The 16,398-nt window shown below is 64.6% G+C and carries 15 protein-coding genes and 1 riboswitch; of the genes, 12 read left to right on the top strand and 3 right to left on the bottom strand.

From position 1 onward, the window contains the following. The first annotated feature begins 87 nt into the window (after positions 1-87). Positions 88-2,190, top strand: a complete 2,103-nt coding sequence (gene paaZ, locus AB0Y14_RS06205) for a phenylacetic acid degradation bifunctional protein PaaZ (RefSeq protein WP_436588316.1) — start codon at positions 88-90, stop codon at positions 2,188-2,190. A gap of 605 nt (positions 2,191-2,795) precedes the next feature. Here paaZ and AB0Y14_RS06200 read toward each other — a convergent pair. The 3 genes from AB0Y14_RS06200 to paaI all read right to left on the bottom strand — a co-directional run bounded on the left by AB0Y14_RS06200 (position 2,796) and on the right by paaI (position 5,315). Beyond that, positions 2,796-3,437 carry a TetR/AcrR family transcriptional regulator gene (locus AB0Y14_RS06200; protein ID WP_436588315.1) on the bottom strand — a complete coding sequence of 214 codons (642 nt, stop codon included), beginning with the start codon at positions 3,435-3,437 and terminating at the stop codon, positions 2,796-2,798. 127 nt (positions 3,438-3,564) lie between these two features. Beyond that, positions 3,565-4,902 carry a phenylacetate--CoA ligase family protein gene (locus AB0Y14_RS06195; protein ID WP_436588314.1) on the bottom strand — a complete coding sequence of 446 codons (1,338 nt, stop codon included), beginning with the start codon at positions 4,900-4,902 and terminating at the stop codon, positions 3,565-3,567. 5 nt (positions 4,903-4,907) lie between these two features. Continuing rightward, a complete protein-coding gene (gene paaI, locus AB0Y14_RS06190; RefSeq protein ID WP_436588313.1) occupies positions 4,908-5,315 on the bottom strand; it encodes a hydroxyphenylacetyl-CoA thioesterase PaaI in 408 nt (135 codons plus the stop codon). A 147-nt stretch (positions 5,316-5,462) separates the two neighbouring features. Between paaI and paaA the strand changes: the two genes are divergently transcribed. The 11 genes from paaA (at position 5,463) to AB0Y14_RS06135 (ending at position 16,353) form a co-directional block, all read left to right on the top strand. Beyond that, a complete protein-coding gene (paaA, locus tag AB0Y14_RS06185) occupies positions 5,463-6,485 on the top strand; it encodes a 1,2-phenylacetyl-CoA epoxidase subunit PaaA (protein WP_436588312.1) in 1,023 nt (340 codons plus the stop codon). Between the two features lie 5 nt (positions 6,486-6,490). Further along, positions 6,491-6,799, top strand: a complete 309-nt coding sequence (paaB, locus tag AB0Y14_RS06180) for a 1,2-phenylacetyl-CoA epoxidase subunit PaaB (RefSeq protein ID WP_129315217.1) — start codon at positions 6,491-6,493, stop codon at positions 6,797-6,799. Next, positions 6,796-7,632, top strand: coding sequence for a 1,2-phenylacetyl-CoA epoxidase subunit PaaC (paaC, locus tag AB0Y14_RS06175; protein ID WP_436588311.1), 837 nt, complete (start codon positions 6,796-6,798; stop codon positions 7,630-7,632). Before paaB ends, paaC begins: the two co-directional genes overlap by 4 nt. 5 nt (positions 7,633-7,637) lie before the next feature. After that, positions 7,638-8,219, top strand: coding sequence for a 1,2-phenylacetyl-CoA epoxidase subunit PaaD (gene paaD / locus AB0Y14_RS06170; protein WP_436588310.1), 582 nt, complete (start codon positions 7,638-7,640; stop codon positions 8,217-8,219). Between the two features lies 1 nt (position 8,220). Next, positions 8,221-9,423, top strand: a complete 1,203-nt coding sequence (gene paaE, locus AB0Y14_RS06165) for a 1,2-phenylacetyl-CoA epoxidase subunit PaaE (protein WP_436588309.1) — start codon at positions 8,221-8,223, stop codon at positions 9,421-9,423. Positions 9,424-9,469: 46 nt separating this feature from the next. Beyond that, complete coding sequence (locus AB0Y14_RS06160) at positions 9,470-10,240, top strand: enoyl-CoA hydratase/isomerase family protein (protein ID WP_436588308.1); 771 nt, start codon at positions 9,470-9,472, stop codon at positions 10,238-10,240. 144 nt (positions 10,241-10,384) lie between these two features. Beyond that, a riboswitch (SAM riboswitch) is annotated at positions 10,385-10,507 on the top strand. 116 nt (positions 10,508-10,623) lie between these two features. Next, on the top strand, positions 10,624-12,060 hold the full coding sequence (locus tag AB0Y14_RS06155; RefSeq protein ID WP_436588307.1) for an LLM class flavin-dependent oxidoreductase: 1,437 nt from the start codon (positions 10,624-10,626) through the stop codon (positions 12,058-12,060). Between the two features lie 378 nt (positions 12,061-12,438). Next, on the top strand, positions 12,439-13,089 hold the full coding sequence (locus AB0Y14_RS06150) for a helix-turn-helix domain-containing protein (RefSeq protein ID WP_436588306.1): 651 nt from the start codon (positions 12,439-12,441) through the stop codon (positions 13,087-13,089). Between the two features lie 92 nt (positions 13,090-13,181). Continuing rightward, positions 13,182-14,945 (top strand): MDR family MFS transporter, encoded by a 1,764-nt coding sequence (locus AB0Y14_RS06145; protein WP_436588835.1) that lies wholly within the window; start codon positions 13,182-13,184, stop codon positions 14,943-14,945. 315 nt (positions 14,946-15,260) lie between these two features. Next, positions 15,261-15,581 carry a type II toxin-antitoxin system VapB family antitoxin gene (locus AB0Y14_RS06140; protein WP_436588305.1) on the top strand — a complete coding sequence of 107 codons (321 nt, stop codon included), beginning with the start codon at positions 15,261-15,263 and terminating at the stop codon, positions 15,579-15,581. Positions 15,582-15,672: 91 nt separating this feature from the next. Further along, the gene (locus AB0Y14_RS06135) at positions 15,673-16,353 is read left to right on the top strand and encodes a TetR/AcrR family transcriptional regulator (protein WP_436588304.1); all 681 of its coding nucleotides are present in this window, start codon (positions 15,673-15,675) and stop codon (positions 16,351-16,353) included. The last annotated feature ends 45 nt before the right edge of the window (positions 16,354-16,398 follow it).

Genomic DNA, 16,398 nt, shown 5'->3' with positions numbered 1-16,398 from the left:
TGTGGCGCGTGACTGTGACGTGGGCTATCCTGAGAATAATTACTGACCGAACGTTCGGCTACTATATCGCAGGGAGTGACTTCACCCGTGACCACCCAAACCCGTAATGAGGCTACAACCACCCAGGCCACCGAGATACTGCCGAGTTACGTCCGGGGCCAGTGGTGGCGACCCGAAGATCCCGAGCGAGCGGCCGACGTCGTCGACGCCGCGACCGGCGAACCCCTGGTTCGCGTCAGCACCGAGGGGCTCTCGACGGCCGAGGTGGTTCGCTACGGGCGGGATCGCGGCCAGAAGTCACTCGGGGAACTGACCATCCACGAGCGCGCGCTCATCATCAAGAAGCTCGCCATGCATCTCAATGAGCACAAGGACGAGCTCTACGAGGTCTCCTTCCGGACCGGTGCTACCGCCAAGGACCACTTGATCGACACCGACGGCGGCATCGGAACCCTCTTCACCTTTTCCTCCAAGGCCCGCCGCGAGTTGCCCAATTCCCGGGTGATCGTGGACGGCAACGTCGAACAGCTTTCGGCGGATGGGAGTTTCCTCGGTGAGCACATCTACACTCGCCTCCCCGGCGTCGCGGTGCAGATCAACGCCTTCAACTTCCCGGTGTGGGGGATGCTCGAGAAGTTCGCCCCGGCGTTCATCGCGGGCGTGCCGAGCGTGGTCAAGCCTGCGACGCCGACCGCATACGTGACCGAGAAGTGCGTACGGCTCATGGTCGACTCGGGCCTGTTGCCCGACGGCGCCATTCAGCTGATGTCCGGGTCCGCCCGCGACCTGCTGGACCACCTGGACATGCGTGACCACGTGGCCTTCACCGGATCGGCCGCGACTGCCCAGGCCCTGCGCCAGCACCCCAACGTGCTCGAGGGCGGCGTGCGCTTCACCGCCGAAACCGACTCTCTCAACGCCGCCATCATGGGGCCGGATGTCACCGAGGATTCCCCGGAATTCGCGGCGTTCATCAAGTCCGTGGTCCTGGAGATCAGCGCCAAGGCGGGACAGAAGTGCACCGCGATCCGTCGCGTGATCGTGCCCGACACGATGCGTCGGCCCGTGGTGGAAGCGCTCAGGGCCCGCATTGCCGAGCGCGGCGTCGTCGGCGACCCGCGAGACAAGACGACGACGGTCGGTGCCTTGGCCTCCCCGGACCAGCGGGAAGAGGTCGTGAAGGCCGTACGCCGGCTGACCGATGCCGGGGGGACCGTGCGCGTCGGTGGTCTGGACGCACTGGACAGCGTGCCGTCCGAGGGCGCGTTCTTCCCCGTGACCGTGCTCGAGTTCGACGACGCGCGCACCCCCGAGGTCCACAGCGTCGAGGCCTTCGGCCCGGTCACCTCGGTCCTGGGCTATTCGGGATCGGTCGACGAGGCAGTCGAGCTCGCCGCTCTGGGTTCGGGTTCGCTCGTGGCCACGGTCTGCACCCACGACCCTGAGACGGCCGGAGCCTTCGCGGCCGGGATCGGATCCCACCACGGCCGCGTGCTCTTCCTGGACCGCGACGACGCCAAGACCTCGACCGGCCACGGCTCGCCCATGCCCCAGCTGGTGCACGGGGGGCCGGGTCGAGCCGGCGGTGGTGAGGAGCTGGGTGGCGTCCGCGGCATCAAGCACTACATGCAGCGCACGGCCGTGCAGGGCTCGCCCGACCTGCTGACCGGCGTGACCGGAGTGTGGCACTGGGGCGCCAAAGCGCAGACGGTGACCCGCGACGACGTCGAGAACGGTACCGGTACGCATCCGTTCCGCAAGTCACTGGCCGAACTTCGCATCGGCGACCAGTTCCGCTCCGACCTGCGCAAGGTCACCCTGGACGACATCACAGAATTCGCGGAGTCGACCGGGGACACGTTCTACGCGCACACCAATGAGGAGGCCGCGACCGCCAATCCGTTCTTCCCCCGACGGGTCGCCCACGGTTATCTGTTGGTCTCCTGGGCCGCGGGCCTGTTCGTGGAGCCCGCGCCGGGACCGGTTCTGGCCAATTACGGTCTGGAGAATCTGCGGTTCATCACGCCCGTCACCTATGACGACTCGTTCCGCGTGACCCTCACGGCCAAGCGGATCACCCCGCGCGTCACGGACGACTACGGCGAGGTCGCCTGGGACGCCCGCCTGACCAACCAGGACGACGAGGTCGTGGCGACGTACGACGTGCTGACGCTCGTCGAGAAGGAGTAGCGGGGAGGGGGCCCCGAACAGTAGGACGGGGCCGGAACACTAGGTCCGGGGTCGGAGCTGAAAATGGCGGTGCCCGGCCCGAGCGTCGGTTGGGGCTTGCGTTGACTTGGCTGGGGCTTGCGTTGGGCGGTGGTTGCCCGATTCAGTGGCGCTTTCCGCCGTTAGGTGGCGGTGTGACCCCCACCTAACGGCGGAAAGCGCCACGCATTCGGGGAAACGCCACGTAGGAGTGCCTCGCGAAGGGCTGTTGCGTGTCTGGGAGCGGCGGGCAAGCGCCACGCATTCGGGGAAGCGCCACGTAGGAGGGCCTGGCGAGAGCCTGGAAACAGTCCGGTGCGCTCGTGACACGACGGCGCGAACCCCGCCCCGTCGGATGACCGCCACATAGGAGCAAGCCCGGAATCTGACGGTCTTGTCGGCAGCGCCCTTCCGAGCCGTCGAGGTGGCAATCCTGTGCGAAATACGGCGCGAGGTGTCGATGATGTGCGAATTTCGTGGCGGAAGATGCACAAAACTGCCGTCTCGAGGGAGGGGCTGCACAAAACTGTCACCTCGGCCTGTGCCGGCCTGCGTCGGCTTGCGCCGCCGGGAATCCCGCCCGTTGGCTACGCCCGGAGTCCGTCCAGGACCATCTTCACGGCCGTGTCGGCCAGCTGGTCGGTGGTTCCCGGGCCTCCGGGCTGGTACCAGTCGACGATTGAGTTGATCATCCCGAGGATCAGGCGCGGGGTGGATTTTCCGGAGATGTCTTCACGGAGGTCTCCCTCGTCCTGAGCCTGCCGGACGAGTTCTTCCACGGTGCGGGTGATGCGGCGTCGCCGTTCGAGGGCGGCGATCTCCACGGGGGAGTTGCCGCGCAGGCGCAGGAGGAGAGTCACGTAGGGCATCTGGTCCACGAGCACCTGGACCGAACCGCGGATCACGCCTTCGAGCTGGTCGATGCCGCGAGAGTCCGGCGTTCGCACCTCGTCCATGGCCTTCTCGAGCGAGTCCAGCGCCCGGAGCAGCGCTTCCTCGAGAATCTCCTCCTTGGAATTCACGTGGTGGTAGATCGCAGATTTCGAGATGCCGAGGTGGCTCGAGAGCATGCCCATCGACGTCGTGTCGTACCCGTACTCGTTGAAGACCTGGACGCAGACCGAGATGAGCTTCTCTCGGTCGTATCCCGGGCGTCCTCGCCGCGCACCGTTGCTCGGTGCTGCGGAGGTGCCGGTTTCCTGGTCCTGGGTGGCGGGCACTGTGGGCATGTTCTGTCTCGTCTTTCTGCAGGGTCCATCACGAGATTACCCGACGGCGTCGCGCGCACCGCGTGGTCGGGTGCACGACGCCGTCGGGCCCGGGTGGCGTCCCCGGCCTGTACGAGGCCTCTCGAGGCTACTTGTTCCTGTGGTCGTAGACGCGGCGGATCTTGCCCGAGGATCTTGCCAGGGTCTCCGGTTCCGCGATGTCGATGAGCGCCGACGAGCCGATCTTGGTCTTGATCTCGGACAGCAGCTTCTTCCCGTCCTCGACCGCTTCCTCGCGGGTCGCATCCTCGCGCCGTTCGATGTGGATCGTCATCTGGTCCATCCTGTTCGGACGGTCGATCTCGAGCGTGAAGTGCGGCGAGAGCGAGGGAAGGTTGAGGGCGAGCTCCTCGATCTGCGTCGGGAAGAGATTGACCCCGCGGAGGATGATCATGTCGTCCGAACGACCCGTGATCCGCCCCATGCGCCGGTGCCCTGGACGGTCCGTGCCGGGAAGCAACCGGGTGAGGTCGTGGGTCCGGTACCGAATGATCGGAAGAGCCTGCTTGGTCAAGGACGTGAAGACCAGCTCGCCGGGTTCACCCATGTCGCACACGCGGTCGTCGAAGGGATCGATGATCTCGGGGCGGAAGTGGTCCTCCCAGATGTGAGAACCGTCCCGGGTCTCGGCCGACTCGCCGGCGACGCCGGGTCCCATGACCTCGGACAGGCCGTAGATGTCGCACGCGGTGATGTCGAAGGTCCGCTCGATCTCCCGACGCATCTCGTCGGTCCAGGGCTCGGCCCCGAGCACCGCGCGTTTGAGAGAGGTGTCCCGTGGGTCCACGCCTGCCTTGCGAAACCCGTCGGCGATGGCCAACAGGTACGTGGGGGTCGCCAGGATCGCGTCGGGTTCGAAATCGCGGATCAGTTGGACCTGCTTGTCGGTTTGTCCGCCGGACATCGGGATGACCGCGCACCCGAGCTTCTCGCCGCCGTAGTGCGCGCCGAGCCCGCCGGTGAAAAGGCCGTACCCGTAGGCGTTGTGGATCTTCTGCCCGGGTTCGACGCCCGAGAACCGGAAGCAGCGTGCCACGAGGCCCGCCCACGTATCGAGGTCGTCCTGGGTGTAGCCGACCACGGTCGGCAGCCCGGTGGTGCCGGACGATGCGTGCACGCGCCGAATCTCGCTCATCGGAACCGCGAAGGACTTGAACGGGTAGGCGTTCCGGAGAAATTCCTTGTCCGTGTAGGGGAACTTGCTGAGATCCGAAAGCTCCTGGAACTGGCTCGGATGCACGCCGTGTTCGTCGTAGAGCTCGCGGTAGGCCGGAACGTTCTCGTAGGCGTTATGCAGAGTCCACTTGAGGCGTTCGACCTGGAGAGCCTCGATCTCGTCCCTGCTCATCAGCTCCTCGGGGTCGGGCTGCGTGGGATCGGCGGAGGCGGTGGGGGAGTACGGGTTGTCAATGGAACACGTGGTCATGGGGTTCACACTTTCTGGCGTTGGGGGATGGTCCGGCTGCGGCCGCGGAAGTGGGCGACGACGTCGTCGTCGGCGGTGACGGTGACGTCGTAGAGGCCGCTGCGACCGGTGCGGACTACCTCTTTGGCTTCTGCCGTCAGGACTTGACCCGGTCGCCCGGAACGGACGAAATCGATCTGAGCGCCTTGGGCGACGGTGATCGTGCTGCCGTCCCCCTCGGGGTCGTTGCAGGCCATGGCGAAACAGGTGTCCGCCAGGGAGAACACCATGCCACCGTGGGCGATCCCAAATCCGTTGAGCATCTCGTCCCGCAGCGTCATGCTGATGACCGCGTGACCGAACTCCGAACGGTGGACACGAATGCCCAGCCATTCCGAAGTGCGGTCGTCCGCCAGCATGGGGTGATCTGGCATGTTGTTCTCCTCACAATATATGACCGAATGGTCAGTAGGGAATCGTTAAATTGACACTGTGTCAACCGGGGGCTTCTTGTGTTGACGACCACAGTCTACCCCTATATCCTGAACGAACGTTCGGTATTTATTTCATTGGAGGACGTCATGACCCACACCGACGACGCCGTCGCCCCCGAGCAGGAACACTTCGACGCGCTCATCGCGGACGACTCCCGCATCGAGCCCCGGGACTGGATGCCCGAGGCCTACCGAAAGACGCTGACCCGACAGATCTCCCAGCACGCCCATTCGGAGATCATCGGCATGCAACCGGAGGCCAACTGGATCACGAGGGCCCCGAGCCTGAAGCGCAAGTCGATCCTCATGGCCAAGGTGCAGGACGAGGCAGGCCACGGCCTGTACCTCTATTCCTCGGCCGAAACCCTCGGTACCCCGCGCCCGGTCCTCAACGATCAGTTGCTCACCGGACGCGCCAAGTACTCCTCGATCTTCAACTACCCGGCGCGGACCTGGGCGGACATGGGCGCCATCGGTTGGCTCGTGGACGGCGCCGCGATCTGCAACCAGGTCCCGCTCTGCCGGGCGTCCTACGGCCCTTACGGCCGAGCCATGGTGCGCATCTGCAAGGAGGAGTCCTTCCACCAGCGGCAAGGGTGGGAAATTCTGTACGAGCTCTCGCACGGGACGGACGCACAGAAGAAGATGGCGCAGGACGCCGTCGACCGCTTCTACGGTCCCGCCTTGCAGATGTTCGGGCCCCCGGACGCGGAATCGCCGAACTCTCAGCAGTCCATGGCCTGGAACATCAAGCGTTTCAGCAATGACGAACTGCGCCAGCGCTTCGTCGACATGATCGTGCCCCAGGCCGAAGCACTCGGGCTGACCCTCCCGGACCCCGACCTGGTCTGGAACGAGGAGCGTCAGCACTACGACTACGGGGAGCTGGACTGGGACGAATTCATGTCCGTGATCAAGGGACGCGGCCCGTGCAGCGTCCAGCGGATGAAACGGCGTCGTGAGGCCCACGAGGACGGAGCCTGGGTCCGGGAGGCGGCTGCGGCCTATGCCGAACGGCAGGACTCTCGTGCGGCGGAGGCCGCAAACAACGAAGACCACGAAACCGCGCCGAGCTCGCAACGACCGGCCGCCCAACTGATCGGAGCCTGACCGCCATGGCCGAAGAAACCCACCAGAATCAGCAGACGGCCTGGCCTCTCTGGGAGGTCTTCGTCCGCTCCTCGCGCGGCCTGTCCCACGTGCACGCAGGGTCGTTGCACGCCCCGGACGCCACCATGGCGGTCCGCAATGCGCGCGATCTCTACACGCGGCGCAACGAGGGAACCAGCGTGTGGGTCGTGGAGGCCGACGCGATCACGGCGTCCGACCCCGATTCCAAGGGCGGGTATTTCGAATCCGCCCAGGGCAAGGCCTACCGCCACGCAACGTATTACACCAAGTCCGAAGGGGTGAAGCACCTGTGAGTACCTTCGCATCCCACGAGTCGGCCACCAAGATCAGCGCGGGTGAGTCCATCAGCTCCGAATCCATCGCTGAATCCGGAGCCACGGCCTCCGAGGACGTCGCTCAGTACGCGATGCGCCTCGGCGACGACGCCCTGATCCTCTCCCAGCGTCTCGGGTGGTGGATCGCGCGTGCCCCCGAGCTGGAGGAGGACATTGCGCTGTCCAATATCGCACTGGACCTCATCGGGCATGCCCGATTCCTGCTCACCTACGCGGGAACCGCCTGGGACAAGAGCGAGGACGACCTCGCATACTTCCGGCCCGAGGAGGAGTTCCGTTCCTGCCGGCTCGTCGAACAGGAGAACGGAGACTTCGGCCAGACCATTGCTCGGCAACTGATCTTCTCGATGTATCAGTACGAGCTGTACAAGGCCCTGGCCAACTCCTCCGATCCGACGCTCGCCGCCATCGCGGACAAGGCAGTCAAGGAAGTCGAGTACCACGTCGACCACGCTTCGCAGTGGGTCCTCCGCCTGGGGCTGGGCACCGAGGAATCCCGACGACGCATCGTTGCGGGTCTCGAATACATGTGGCCCTACGCCGAGGAACTGTTCACCGACGACGAACTGATCGACCGCCTGGACGGCGTCGCGGTGCGTCCGTCGAGCCTTGAGGAAGCGGCGATGCGCGGTATCCGGTCGGTCCTCGCGGAGGCCGAACTCGAGGTGCCCGAGGTCGCCCAGGCCAGGCTCACCACCGAATTGCGTGTCGGTTCCTACTCGGAGCACCGCGGGTACATTCTGGCCGAAATGCAGTCCCTGGCCAGGCAGCACCCCGGAGCGACGTGGTGATCGCGATGGTAGCCACGAGCATCCACACAGCCCCGGACAAAGACTCGGCCGGTCTGGCGCGCGAGTTGCCCCTGGGCCCATCGCGTCGGCCGCAGGATGCCGCCGACGCCGCCCTGTGGGACCGGGCCGCGACGGTCTGCGACCCGGAAATTCCTGTCCTGACCCTCGCCGATCTGGGCGTTCTCCGGGACGCCTACGTCGAGGGCGGCCAGGCCGTTATCGTCATCACCCCCACCTATTCGGGGTGCCCCGCGATGGACACCATGGCCGACGATCTGGTCGCGACCGTCTCTTCCGCCGGGTACAGGGGCGTGCGTGTGGAGAAGGTTCTGCGACCCGCGTGGACCACCGATTGGATGAGCGAGGCCGGAAAAGCCAAGTTGGCCGAGTACGGGATCGCGCCGCCGACCGGTGAGAGCGCCCCTGGGCACAACAGCGGCCCGGTCAGGCTGACGCTGTCCGTCAAATGCCCGCATTGCGGTTCCCTCCGAACGCGCGAGATGACCCGATTCGGTTCCACCTCGTGCAAGGCCCTCTGGGTTTGCAACGAGTGCCTCGAGCCCTTCGACTACTTCAAGGTTCACTGATATGACCCAGACCAGCAACCACCGTTCCGACGTCGAGAACGAAGGCTCCGCACCTGAGGGGAGCGGGCGACGTCGCGCCACGTTCAACAAGCTCCCCGTCACTGGCCTGCGGAAGCTGACCAACGAATCCGTTGAAGTCTCTTTCGGCGTCCCGGACGACTTGGTGGAGGATTACGACTACCTCCCCGGACAGTACGTCGCGCTCCGCGCCGAGATCGACGGCCAGGAAGTCCGCCGCTCGTACTCGATCTGTGCCGAGCCGCGCCCCGGAGAGATCCGAGTCGCGATCAAGAAGGACATGGGCGGACTGTTCTCCACGTGGGCCAACGAGGAGTTGGCCGTCGGGGACCGGCTCGAGGTCATGAACCCGCAGGGCGCCTTCACTTCCAAGACCAGAGTCACCTCGATGAACCACCCGGACGAACTGGCCCGGCAAAAGGTTCGCGAGGACAGGAGCGCCCATGTGGTGGCCATCGCCGCCGGATCCGGCATCACGCCCATCATGGCGATCGCCCGGTCCCTGATGAAGGCTTCTCCCACTGCGAGCGTCGACCTCGTCTACGCGAACAAATCCTCGATGGACGTCATGTTTGCCGAGGAGCTGGGCGACCTCAAGGACAAGTACCCCTCGCGGATCGCCCTGCACCATGTCCTGTCCCGCGAACAGCGCGTGTCGCCCCTCATGTCCGGCCGCATCGACCCCGACAAGCTGGACGAGCTCCTGGACAAGGTGATCCCGGTCGAGGCGACCCAGGAGTGGTTCCTGTGCGGACCGTTCGAGCTCGTGCAGCTCTGCCGTGACGCGCTCACGGCCCGAGGGGTTCCGGAAGAGAAGATCCGTTTCGAGCTGTTCACGACCGGTAAACCGGAGAAACCCACCGGGCAGCAGGGGCGAGAGGTGGTCGCGGACCCCGAGGGCGAGAACATCAAGATCACCTTCAACCTGGACGGCAATACCGGAAAGGTCGAAACACCCAAGTCGGCCAACGAAACCGTGCTCAACGCCGCGCTTCGTGTCCGCCCGGACGTGCCCTTCGCGTGTGCCGGTGGTGTGTGCGGAACCTGCAGGGCCAAAGTCCTCTGCGGCGATTTCACGATGGAAGAAAACTTCGCCCTGGAGAAGGATGAGATCGAGGCCGGCTACGTACTGACGTGCCAGACCCGACCGACCTCTGACGCCTTGGACGTCGACTACGACGCATAGCTCGTGAGTGGGACACCGCTTCGGGCCAGTTGAAAGGACCTCGACCATGATCGACCTGACCATTTCCGATGACATCGCGGAGATCGTGCTCAACGCTCCGAGCAAGCTCAACGCCCTGGACGCCGAGGACCTCGCTGAGTTGTCCGAGGCCTATCGGGAGGCAGAGAACGCCGAGGTTCGGGCTCTCGTACTGCGCGGCGAGGGGCGCGGGTTCTGCGCCGGCAGAGACATCTCGTCGGTGGACCCGGCCCACGACGACGTCGAGGGTTACCTGGGGCATCGGGCCACCGCGCTCTTCCGCCAGATCGCGGCCTTTTCGGCACCGACCTTTGCCGTGGTGCACGGTGCGTGCCTCGGCGTCGGGCTCGGCCTAGCGATCGCGAGCGACGTCGTCTACGTGGCCGAGAACGCCAAGATCGGGTCGCCGTTCGCCAACCTTGGGGCGACGCTCGACTCCGGCGGCCACGCTCTGTTCTACGAGAGGCTCGGTGCGCACCGGACCCTCGACCTGATCTATACCGGGGAGATGATGAGCGGGGCCGAAGCGGTCACCGCCGGGCTCTTCTCCCGCGCCGTTCCCGCGGAAGAACTGGTGGACTTCACGATGCGACGGGTCCGGAAGGTGTCCCAGGGGGCGACTCAGGCGTACCTGGTCTCGAAGGCCCTGGTCGGTCAGTTGCGCGACGAGCGAGCGGGTCTCTGGGATTCCATGGCGGCCGAATCCGCCGAGCAGGCACGGCTGTGCTCGACCGAGGACTACGCGGAAGGGTTCTCGGCGTTCCAGGAGAAGCGGAAGCCGCGCTTCAAGGGGGAGTAGTGCCCGGGGCGCTGGCTGCTCGGGTCGTTGTCTCGATGCGGCGGGTACGGCGCCGAGCGGCCGCGTAACACAGTGCAAACCGAGTAACAAAAGCACACAGGATGGCCCGGAATCCTAGGCGTTGCATACGCTCGGAGGAGGAAAGATCAAGAGTCCCAACGCGCAAGCTCTGGCTGGTTGGGCGGCAACCCTCTCCCGTAGCGGGGTGCCCCAGATGATGATCTGGCACCGTCGGCGCGACGACCGGCGGACATGCAAGTACGGCGCGAGAACCGGCGCCACCGCGTGAATGGTTGCGTCGATTCTCGGGACACGGGAAGTTGGCGCAGGGCTCGGGCACGCGGAGACCCATGGAGTCCCTCCAGGCACCGAAAGGAATCCCGATGTCGGACAAGAAGCGCATCGCCATCAACGCCTTCGACATGACGTGCGTGGGCCACCAGAGCTTTGACCTGTGGCGTCACCCTCGTTCGCGGGCCACCGAGTACAACACCCTCGAGTACTGGACCGACTTGGCCGAGACGCTCGAAAAGGGTCTTTTCGACGGGATCTTCTTGGCCGACGTCGTCGGGATCTACGACGTGTACCGCAACTCGGCGGCGCCCTCGATCCGCGGTGGGGCGCAGGTTCCGGTCAACGACCCGTTCATGCAGATCTCGGCGATGGCCGCAGTGACGGAGAACCTCGGCTTCGGCGTGACCAGTGCCGTGACCTACGAACAGCCGTACACGCTGGCCAGGAAATACGCGACGCTCGACCACCTGACCAAGGGGCGGGTCGGCTTCAACGTGGTCACGTCCTACCTTCCGTCGGCCGCGGAGAACCAGGGCCTGCCGCGCCAAATCGAGCACGACAAGCGCTATGAGATTGCCGACGAGTTCCTCGACGTCTGCTACAAGCTCTGGGAGGGCTCGTGGGAGGACGACGCCGTGGTCAAGGACCGCGAAACCGGCGTCTACGCGGACCCGTCCAAGGTCCACCCGATCCAGCACGAGGGCAAATACTTCACGGTCCCTGGGGCGGGACTCACCGAGCCGTCCCCGCAGCGAACTCCCGTGATCTTCCAGGCAGGCGCTTCCTCGCGCGGTCAGGCTTTCGCCGGAAAGCATGCCGAGGCCGTGTTCGTAGGCGGACTGCGCCCGGACCTGACCCGGTTCGTGACCGACAAGATCCGTGATGAGGCGGAGAAGGCAGGGCGGCAGCGCGGCGACATCAAGATCTTTGCGATGCTGTCCGTGATCGTCGACGAGACCGACGAAAAGGCCCAGGCCAAGTACGAAGAGTACCTCCAGTACGTGTCTCCTGAGACTTCCCAGGCGATCATCGGCGGCTGGTCCGGTGTCGACCTGTCCCAGTTCGGGGAGGACGAAGTGCTCAACTACATCGAGACCGATTCCATCCAGTCCTTCCTGACCCCGTTCACCCTCCAGTCCAAGAACAAGGAGTGGACGCGCGAGGACATTGCGAAGCACTGCGCGATCGGCGGAATGGGCGACGTCATCATCGGTGGTCCGGAAAAGGTCGCCGACGAGCTCGAACGCTGGATCGACGAGGGCGGCCTGGATGGAATCAATCTGGCTTACCACGTCTCGCCCGGGTCCTTCGAGGACTTCGTCGAGTTCGTGGTCCCCGAGCTCCAGAAGCGCGGCCGCTACCGGACGAGTTACGAAGGGTCCACCTTCCGCGAGAACCTCTACGGCGAAGGTCAGGTTGCCATCGACGAGCACCACCCGGCAGCGGCGTACAAGGGTTCGTATGTCGGCAAGCCGTCGACCGAGGACACCCCGGTGCGCCCCGTCGAGGAGGGCACCGCGGCCTGATTGGCTGGAACGGCGCCGCGGGCTGATTGGCTGGAACGGTGCCGCGGCTCGGGCGAGTGCGCTCCGGGACCTGCCGTTTTTGTGGCGAGGTGGCGGTTTTGTGCCGTACTGCTCGCGAGGTGGCAATCTCGTACTGTTTTTCCCACGAGGTGGCAGTTTTGGGGCCGATTGGGCCGGATCCAGTCCCAAAACTGTCACCTCGCGCGCTTGCCCGCACGAGACTGCCATCTCGACCCGCGGCCCTCGCCCCTGAGCATCCGACAGTCCGCGCGAACAATCCACCCACCTCGTCCATTTACATAGTTAGGCAAACCTTAGAGATCAAGGACACAAATAGTGCAGTTGTGCATTTTTTGCAGAACTGCATAAGATGCATAGGTGCAAACGACAGAACCATCCCTTCGCGAACGACGCCGGGCACGGACGTGGGACTCGATCCACGCGGCCGCGCGTGAACTTGCGTCAGAACGCGGAATCAGGCAGACCACCGCGGAACTCATCGCGGAGAAAGCTGGCGTCTCACCGCGAACGTTCTTCAACTACTTCGCGACCAAGGAAGACGCCGTCATGGGGCTGCGTCCCCCTCAGATGACCGAAGACATGTTGGCACAGGTCCAGGCGGATGAGTCGGGGGGCCTGCTCGCGCAGGCGGCCCGACTCCTCGCCAGCGTCCTGTACGACTCGTTCGCCAGTGACATCAGGGGGATCATGAACGAGCTCACCGAAGACCGGGATGACATGCGGCAACGCATGAAGATCCACATGCTTCGGTGCGAGCAGGAGCTCAAGGACTTCCTGCTCGCCATGGACTGGGCCGTGTATCAGGAAACCGGCCGGTTCGTGCGTCGTGAAGACGAAAACAGCGAGCCGGAACCCGAGCAGGAAGAGCGCATCCGCGCGATCGTCCTGATGGCCACCGCTGTTCTCCGTTACGTCGACTATGGCGCCCGAGCTTCCCGGGATGAGTTTGCCGCATCTATCAATCGCACCGTGACACTGTTCTCCACCATGATCAAGGAGCCTCGTTGAGCACCACCTACACACCGCGTCACGCCGTTGGGGGTGGCAAGAGCGGAACCGGAGCGGCTCAGACCGATCCGGCCTCACCCGCAACCGGGGAGATGCCATCTGCTCACTCGGCCCAGAAGGGCGGATTCGGTCGCCCCACCCCCAACACCAATATTCTCCTGCTGTTCATCGGCCTGATGATCATCATGTTGATGTCCTCACTGAACCAGACGGTTCTCTCGCCGTCCCTGCCGACCATCGTCGGTGAGCTGAACGGCGTCGAGCACATGAGCTGGGTCATCACCGCATTCATCATGGTCTCGACCATCATGATGCCGGCATACGGCAAGCTGGGCGACCTCTGGGGTCGCAAACCCATGTTGATTTTCGCGATCATCGCGTTCGCGGCGGGTTCCGTGACGGGCGCCGTCGCCCAGGACATGACGACCCTCATCATCGCCCGTGGCCTCCAAGGGCTCGGCGGTGGCGGCCTCATGATTCTGTCCCAGTCCGTGATCGCGGACGTGATTCCCGCCCGTGAGCGCGGCAAGTACATGGGTGCCCTGATGGGTGTCTTCGCGTTCTCCTCGGTCGCGGGCCCGCTCCTCGGCGGTTGGTTGACCGAAGGGCCCGGCTGGCGCTGGGCGTTCTGGATGAATATCCCGCTCGCCGTCATTGCGCTCTTGGCGACGATCTTCCTGATTCCCCACACCAACAAGGAAGCCGGCGCTGAACGTCGAAAGATCGACGTCTTCGGCATGGCCTTCCTCGGCGCGGCGACCGCATGCCTCGTGCTTGCGATGACTTGGGGCGGCAACCAGTACGACTGGGACTCGCCGACCATCATTGGCCTGCTGATCGCGGTTGTCGTCTGCGTGGCCATCTTCATCCCGATCGAATCCAAGGTGACCGAGCCGGTCATGCCGCTGGCCCTGTTCAAGGACCGCAACTTCAACCTGACCACGATCGCCAACCTGTGCATGGGTATCGGAATGTTCGGTGCCGTCGGTTACATGCCGACCTACATGCAGATGGTCCTCGGGGTCGACGCGACGCAGGCGGGACTGCTCATGATTCCGATGATGGGCATGTTGCTCATCACTTCGATTACGGTCGGATTCATCGTGGCCCGGATCGGTCGGTACAAGATCTTCACTGTCGTGGGTTCGGTGCTGCTCGCCCTCGGGCTGTTCCTCCTCTCCCACCTCGAGGTGGATACCCCGGCCTACATCATCTGCATCTGCCTGGCGGTCATCGGTCTGGGTCTCGGCATGTCGATGCAGCTGCTGACCCTGATCGTCCAGAACTCCTTCCCGATCAGCATGGTCGGAACGGCGACGGCGGCGAACAACTTCTTCCGTCAGGTCGGCGCGACCATGGGGTCGGCCCTCGTCGGCGGCCTGTTCACCTCCCGCCTCAAGGATTTCCTGCAGGACCGCATGCCGCCTCAGGCCATGGCGGCCACCGGTAGCGGCGGGTCCAACTCGCTGACCCCCGGCCTCGTGGAGAAGCTGCCCGGCCCGATCAAGGACGTCGTGATCGGCGCGTACAACGACGCTCTGGTTCCGATCTTCCTGTGGATCGCACCGTTGGGCATCCTCGCCGCGCTGATTCTGCTGTTCATCCGCGAGAAGGCGCTGGCCACCAGCGTCTCGGACTCGGGTCGGACGGGTGACATCTCCGAGGAGGGCGCCGACGACGCGGGCCATGCCGAGCCGTCGACCTCCGAGCAGGGTGCCTCGGACGCCCAGGAGTCGGAGGCCTCCGGTCCCCGCCACCGTGCTCCGGGAGAGGAGTCGGAGGAAGAGGTGCGTCCGCGAACCGGCGAATTCCCTCTCCCTGAGACCGGCTCCATGATGCAGGTCAACCGGAAGTAGCTGAGTCCCCGAGCCCGATACCGGGTTCGCCCCCCCTGCGTGGTGACACATGACGCCGCCCGCTCGCGATCCTTGGAGATGGCGAACGGGCGGCGTCATTGCTGTGCGAGGGCCTTCAGGTGCGAGGGCCTTGCGGCATGTTCCGTAATTACAATTTCCGCGCTGCTGCAAGGGTGCGTGGGATCGATCCACTTCGGATATTCCGCAGGGGGCATATGGCGCGTGGGTCGCAAATGCCGTCATGACAAGGGGTAACTTCGGCGGGTTGGGTCAAAAAGTAACGGATCGCACACTTTCGGGTATTACCATGGACCCATGATCTTCAAGGCGGTGGGCGAGACTCGGCCGTATCCTGAGCATCCGTTCAAGGACCGACGAGAGTGGGCGATGCTCGCCCCGTGTCAGGTCAGGCTGGACCAACTGACGACCACGCAGCGAATGCTTGATCTGGCGACCCTCTTCGGTGAGGAGGCCACCTTCTATGGCGACATCTTTCCGCACGTCGTGAAGTGGAAAGGTCGCCTGTACCTCGAAGACGGAGTGCATCGCGCTCTGCGTTCCGCCCTGCAGCACCGGCCCGTGATGTACGCACGCATTCTCGACCTTGATGACGGATCGGGGAATCCAGAGGCCTAGTGAGCGACGGAAGCTGAGTGCAGACTGGCAGGTCACTGTGATCTTGCCTTCCCGGTCGTGATTTGGTGACATCCGGTCCTATACTGTCGATATGCCTCGTATCTCCGCACCCTCCAACGCCGCGCAACGGGAGAACACCCAGAATGCGATCCTGAAGTCTTTCGGTGAACTCCTCTATACCCGCGGCCTGACCGGGCTGACCATGACTCACGTTGCCAAGAACGCGGGGATCGGTCGGACGGCCGTGTACAACTATTTCGCCGATATGGGTGAGCTGCTGGTCGCTTACGCGTTGGACGAGACCGAGCGATTCATCAACGACCTCCGCACGGAGCTGACCAGCGTCACGAATCCCGTGGACCAGCTTGCCGTCTACGTCCGCATGCAGATCGAGGACATGTCCCGCAGGCATCTCCCGCCCGGACCCGCGATGCGTTCGGTTCTTTCTCCCGAGGCCTTCGCGAAACTGGGCGACCACGTGGGAGAGCTCCAGGCGGTGCTCGCAAGGATACTGACCGCGTGCATCGACCAGGGCTACCTGCCGCCGTCGGACATCACCGAACTCGCGCAATTGGTCCACGGCTCGCTCAGCTCGGCCGCGGACCGGGGCAAGAACGAGGAGGACGAGGTCCGCAACGAGCGAATCCGACACACGATCTCGTTCATCCAGCTCGGGCTCGGGGCGCAGTTCGACGCCGACGGCCGCCCGGTCGCCGCTTATGCGGATCGTGTGAGGGAAGAAGGCGCGAGGCTCCGTTCCGTGGCCTCCTGACCATGGGCATCCTGAACGACAGAACGCCGTGAGCGGAACGAGCCG

The organism is Rothia sp. HC945, from assembly GCF_051370785.1.
Taxonomy (GTDB): domain Bacteria; phylum Actinomycetota; class Actinomycetes; order Actinomycetales; family Micrococcaceae; genus Rothia.
The sequence above is the reverse complement of the archived record's forward strand: the minus strand, read 5'-3'. Positions and strand labels throughout refer to the sequence as shown.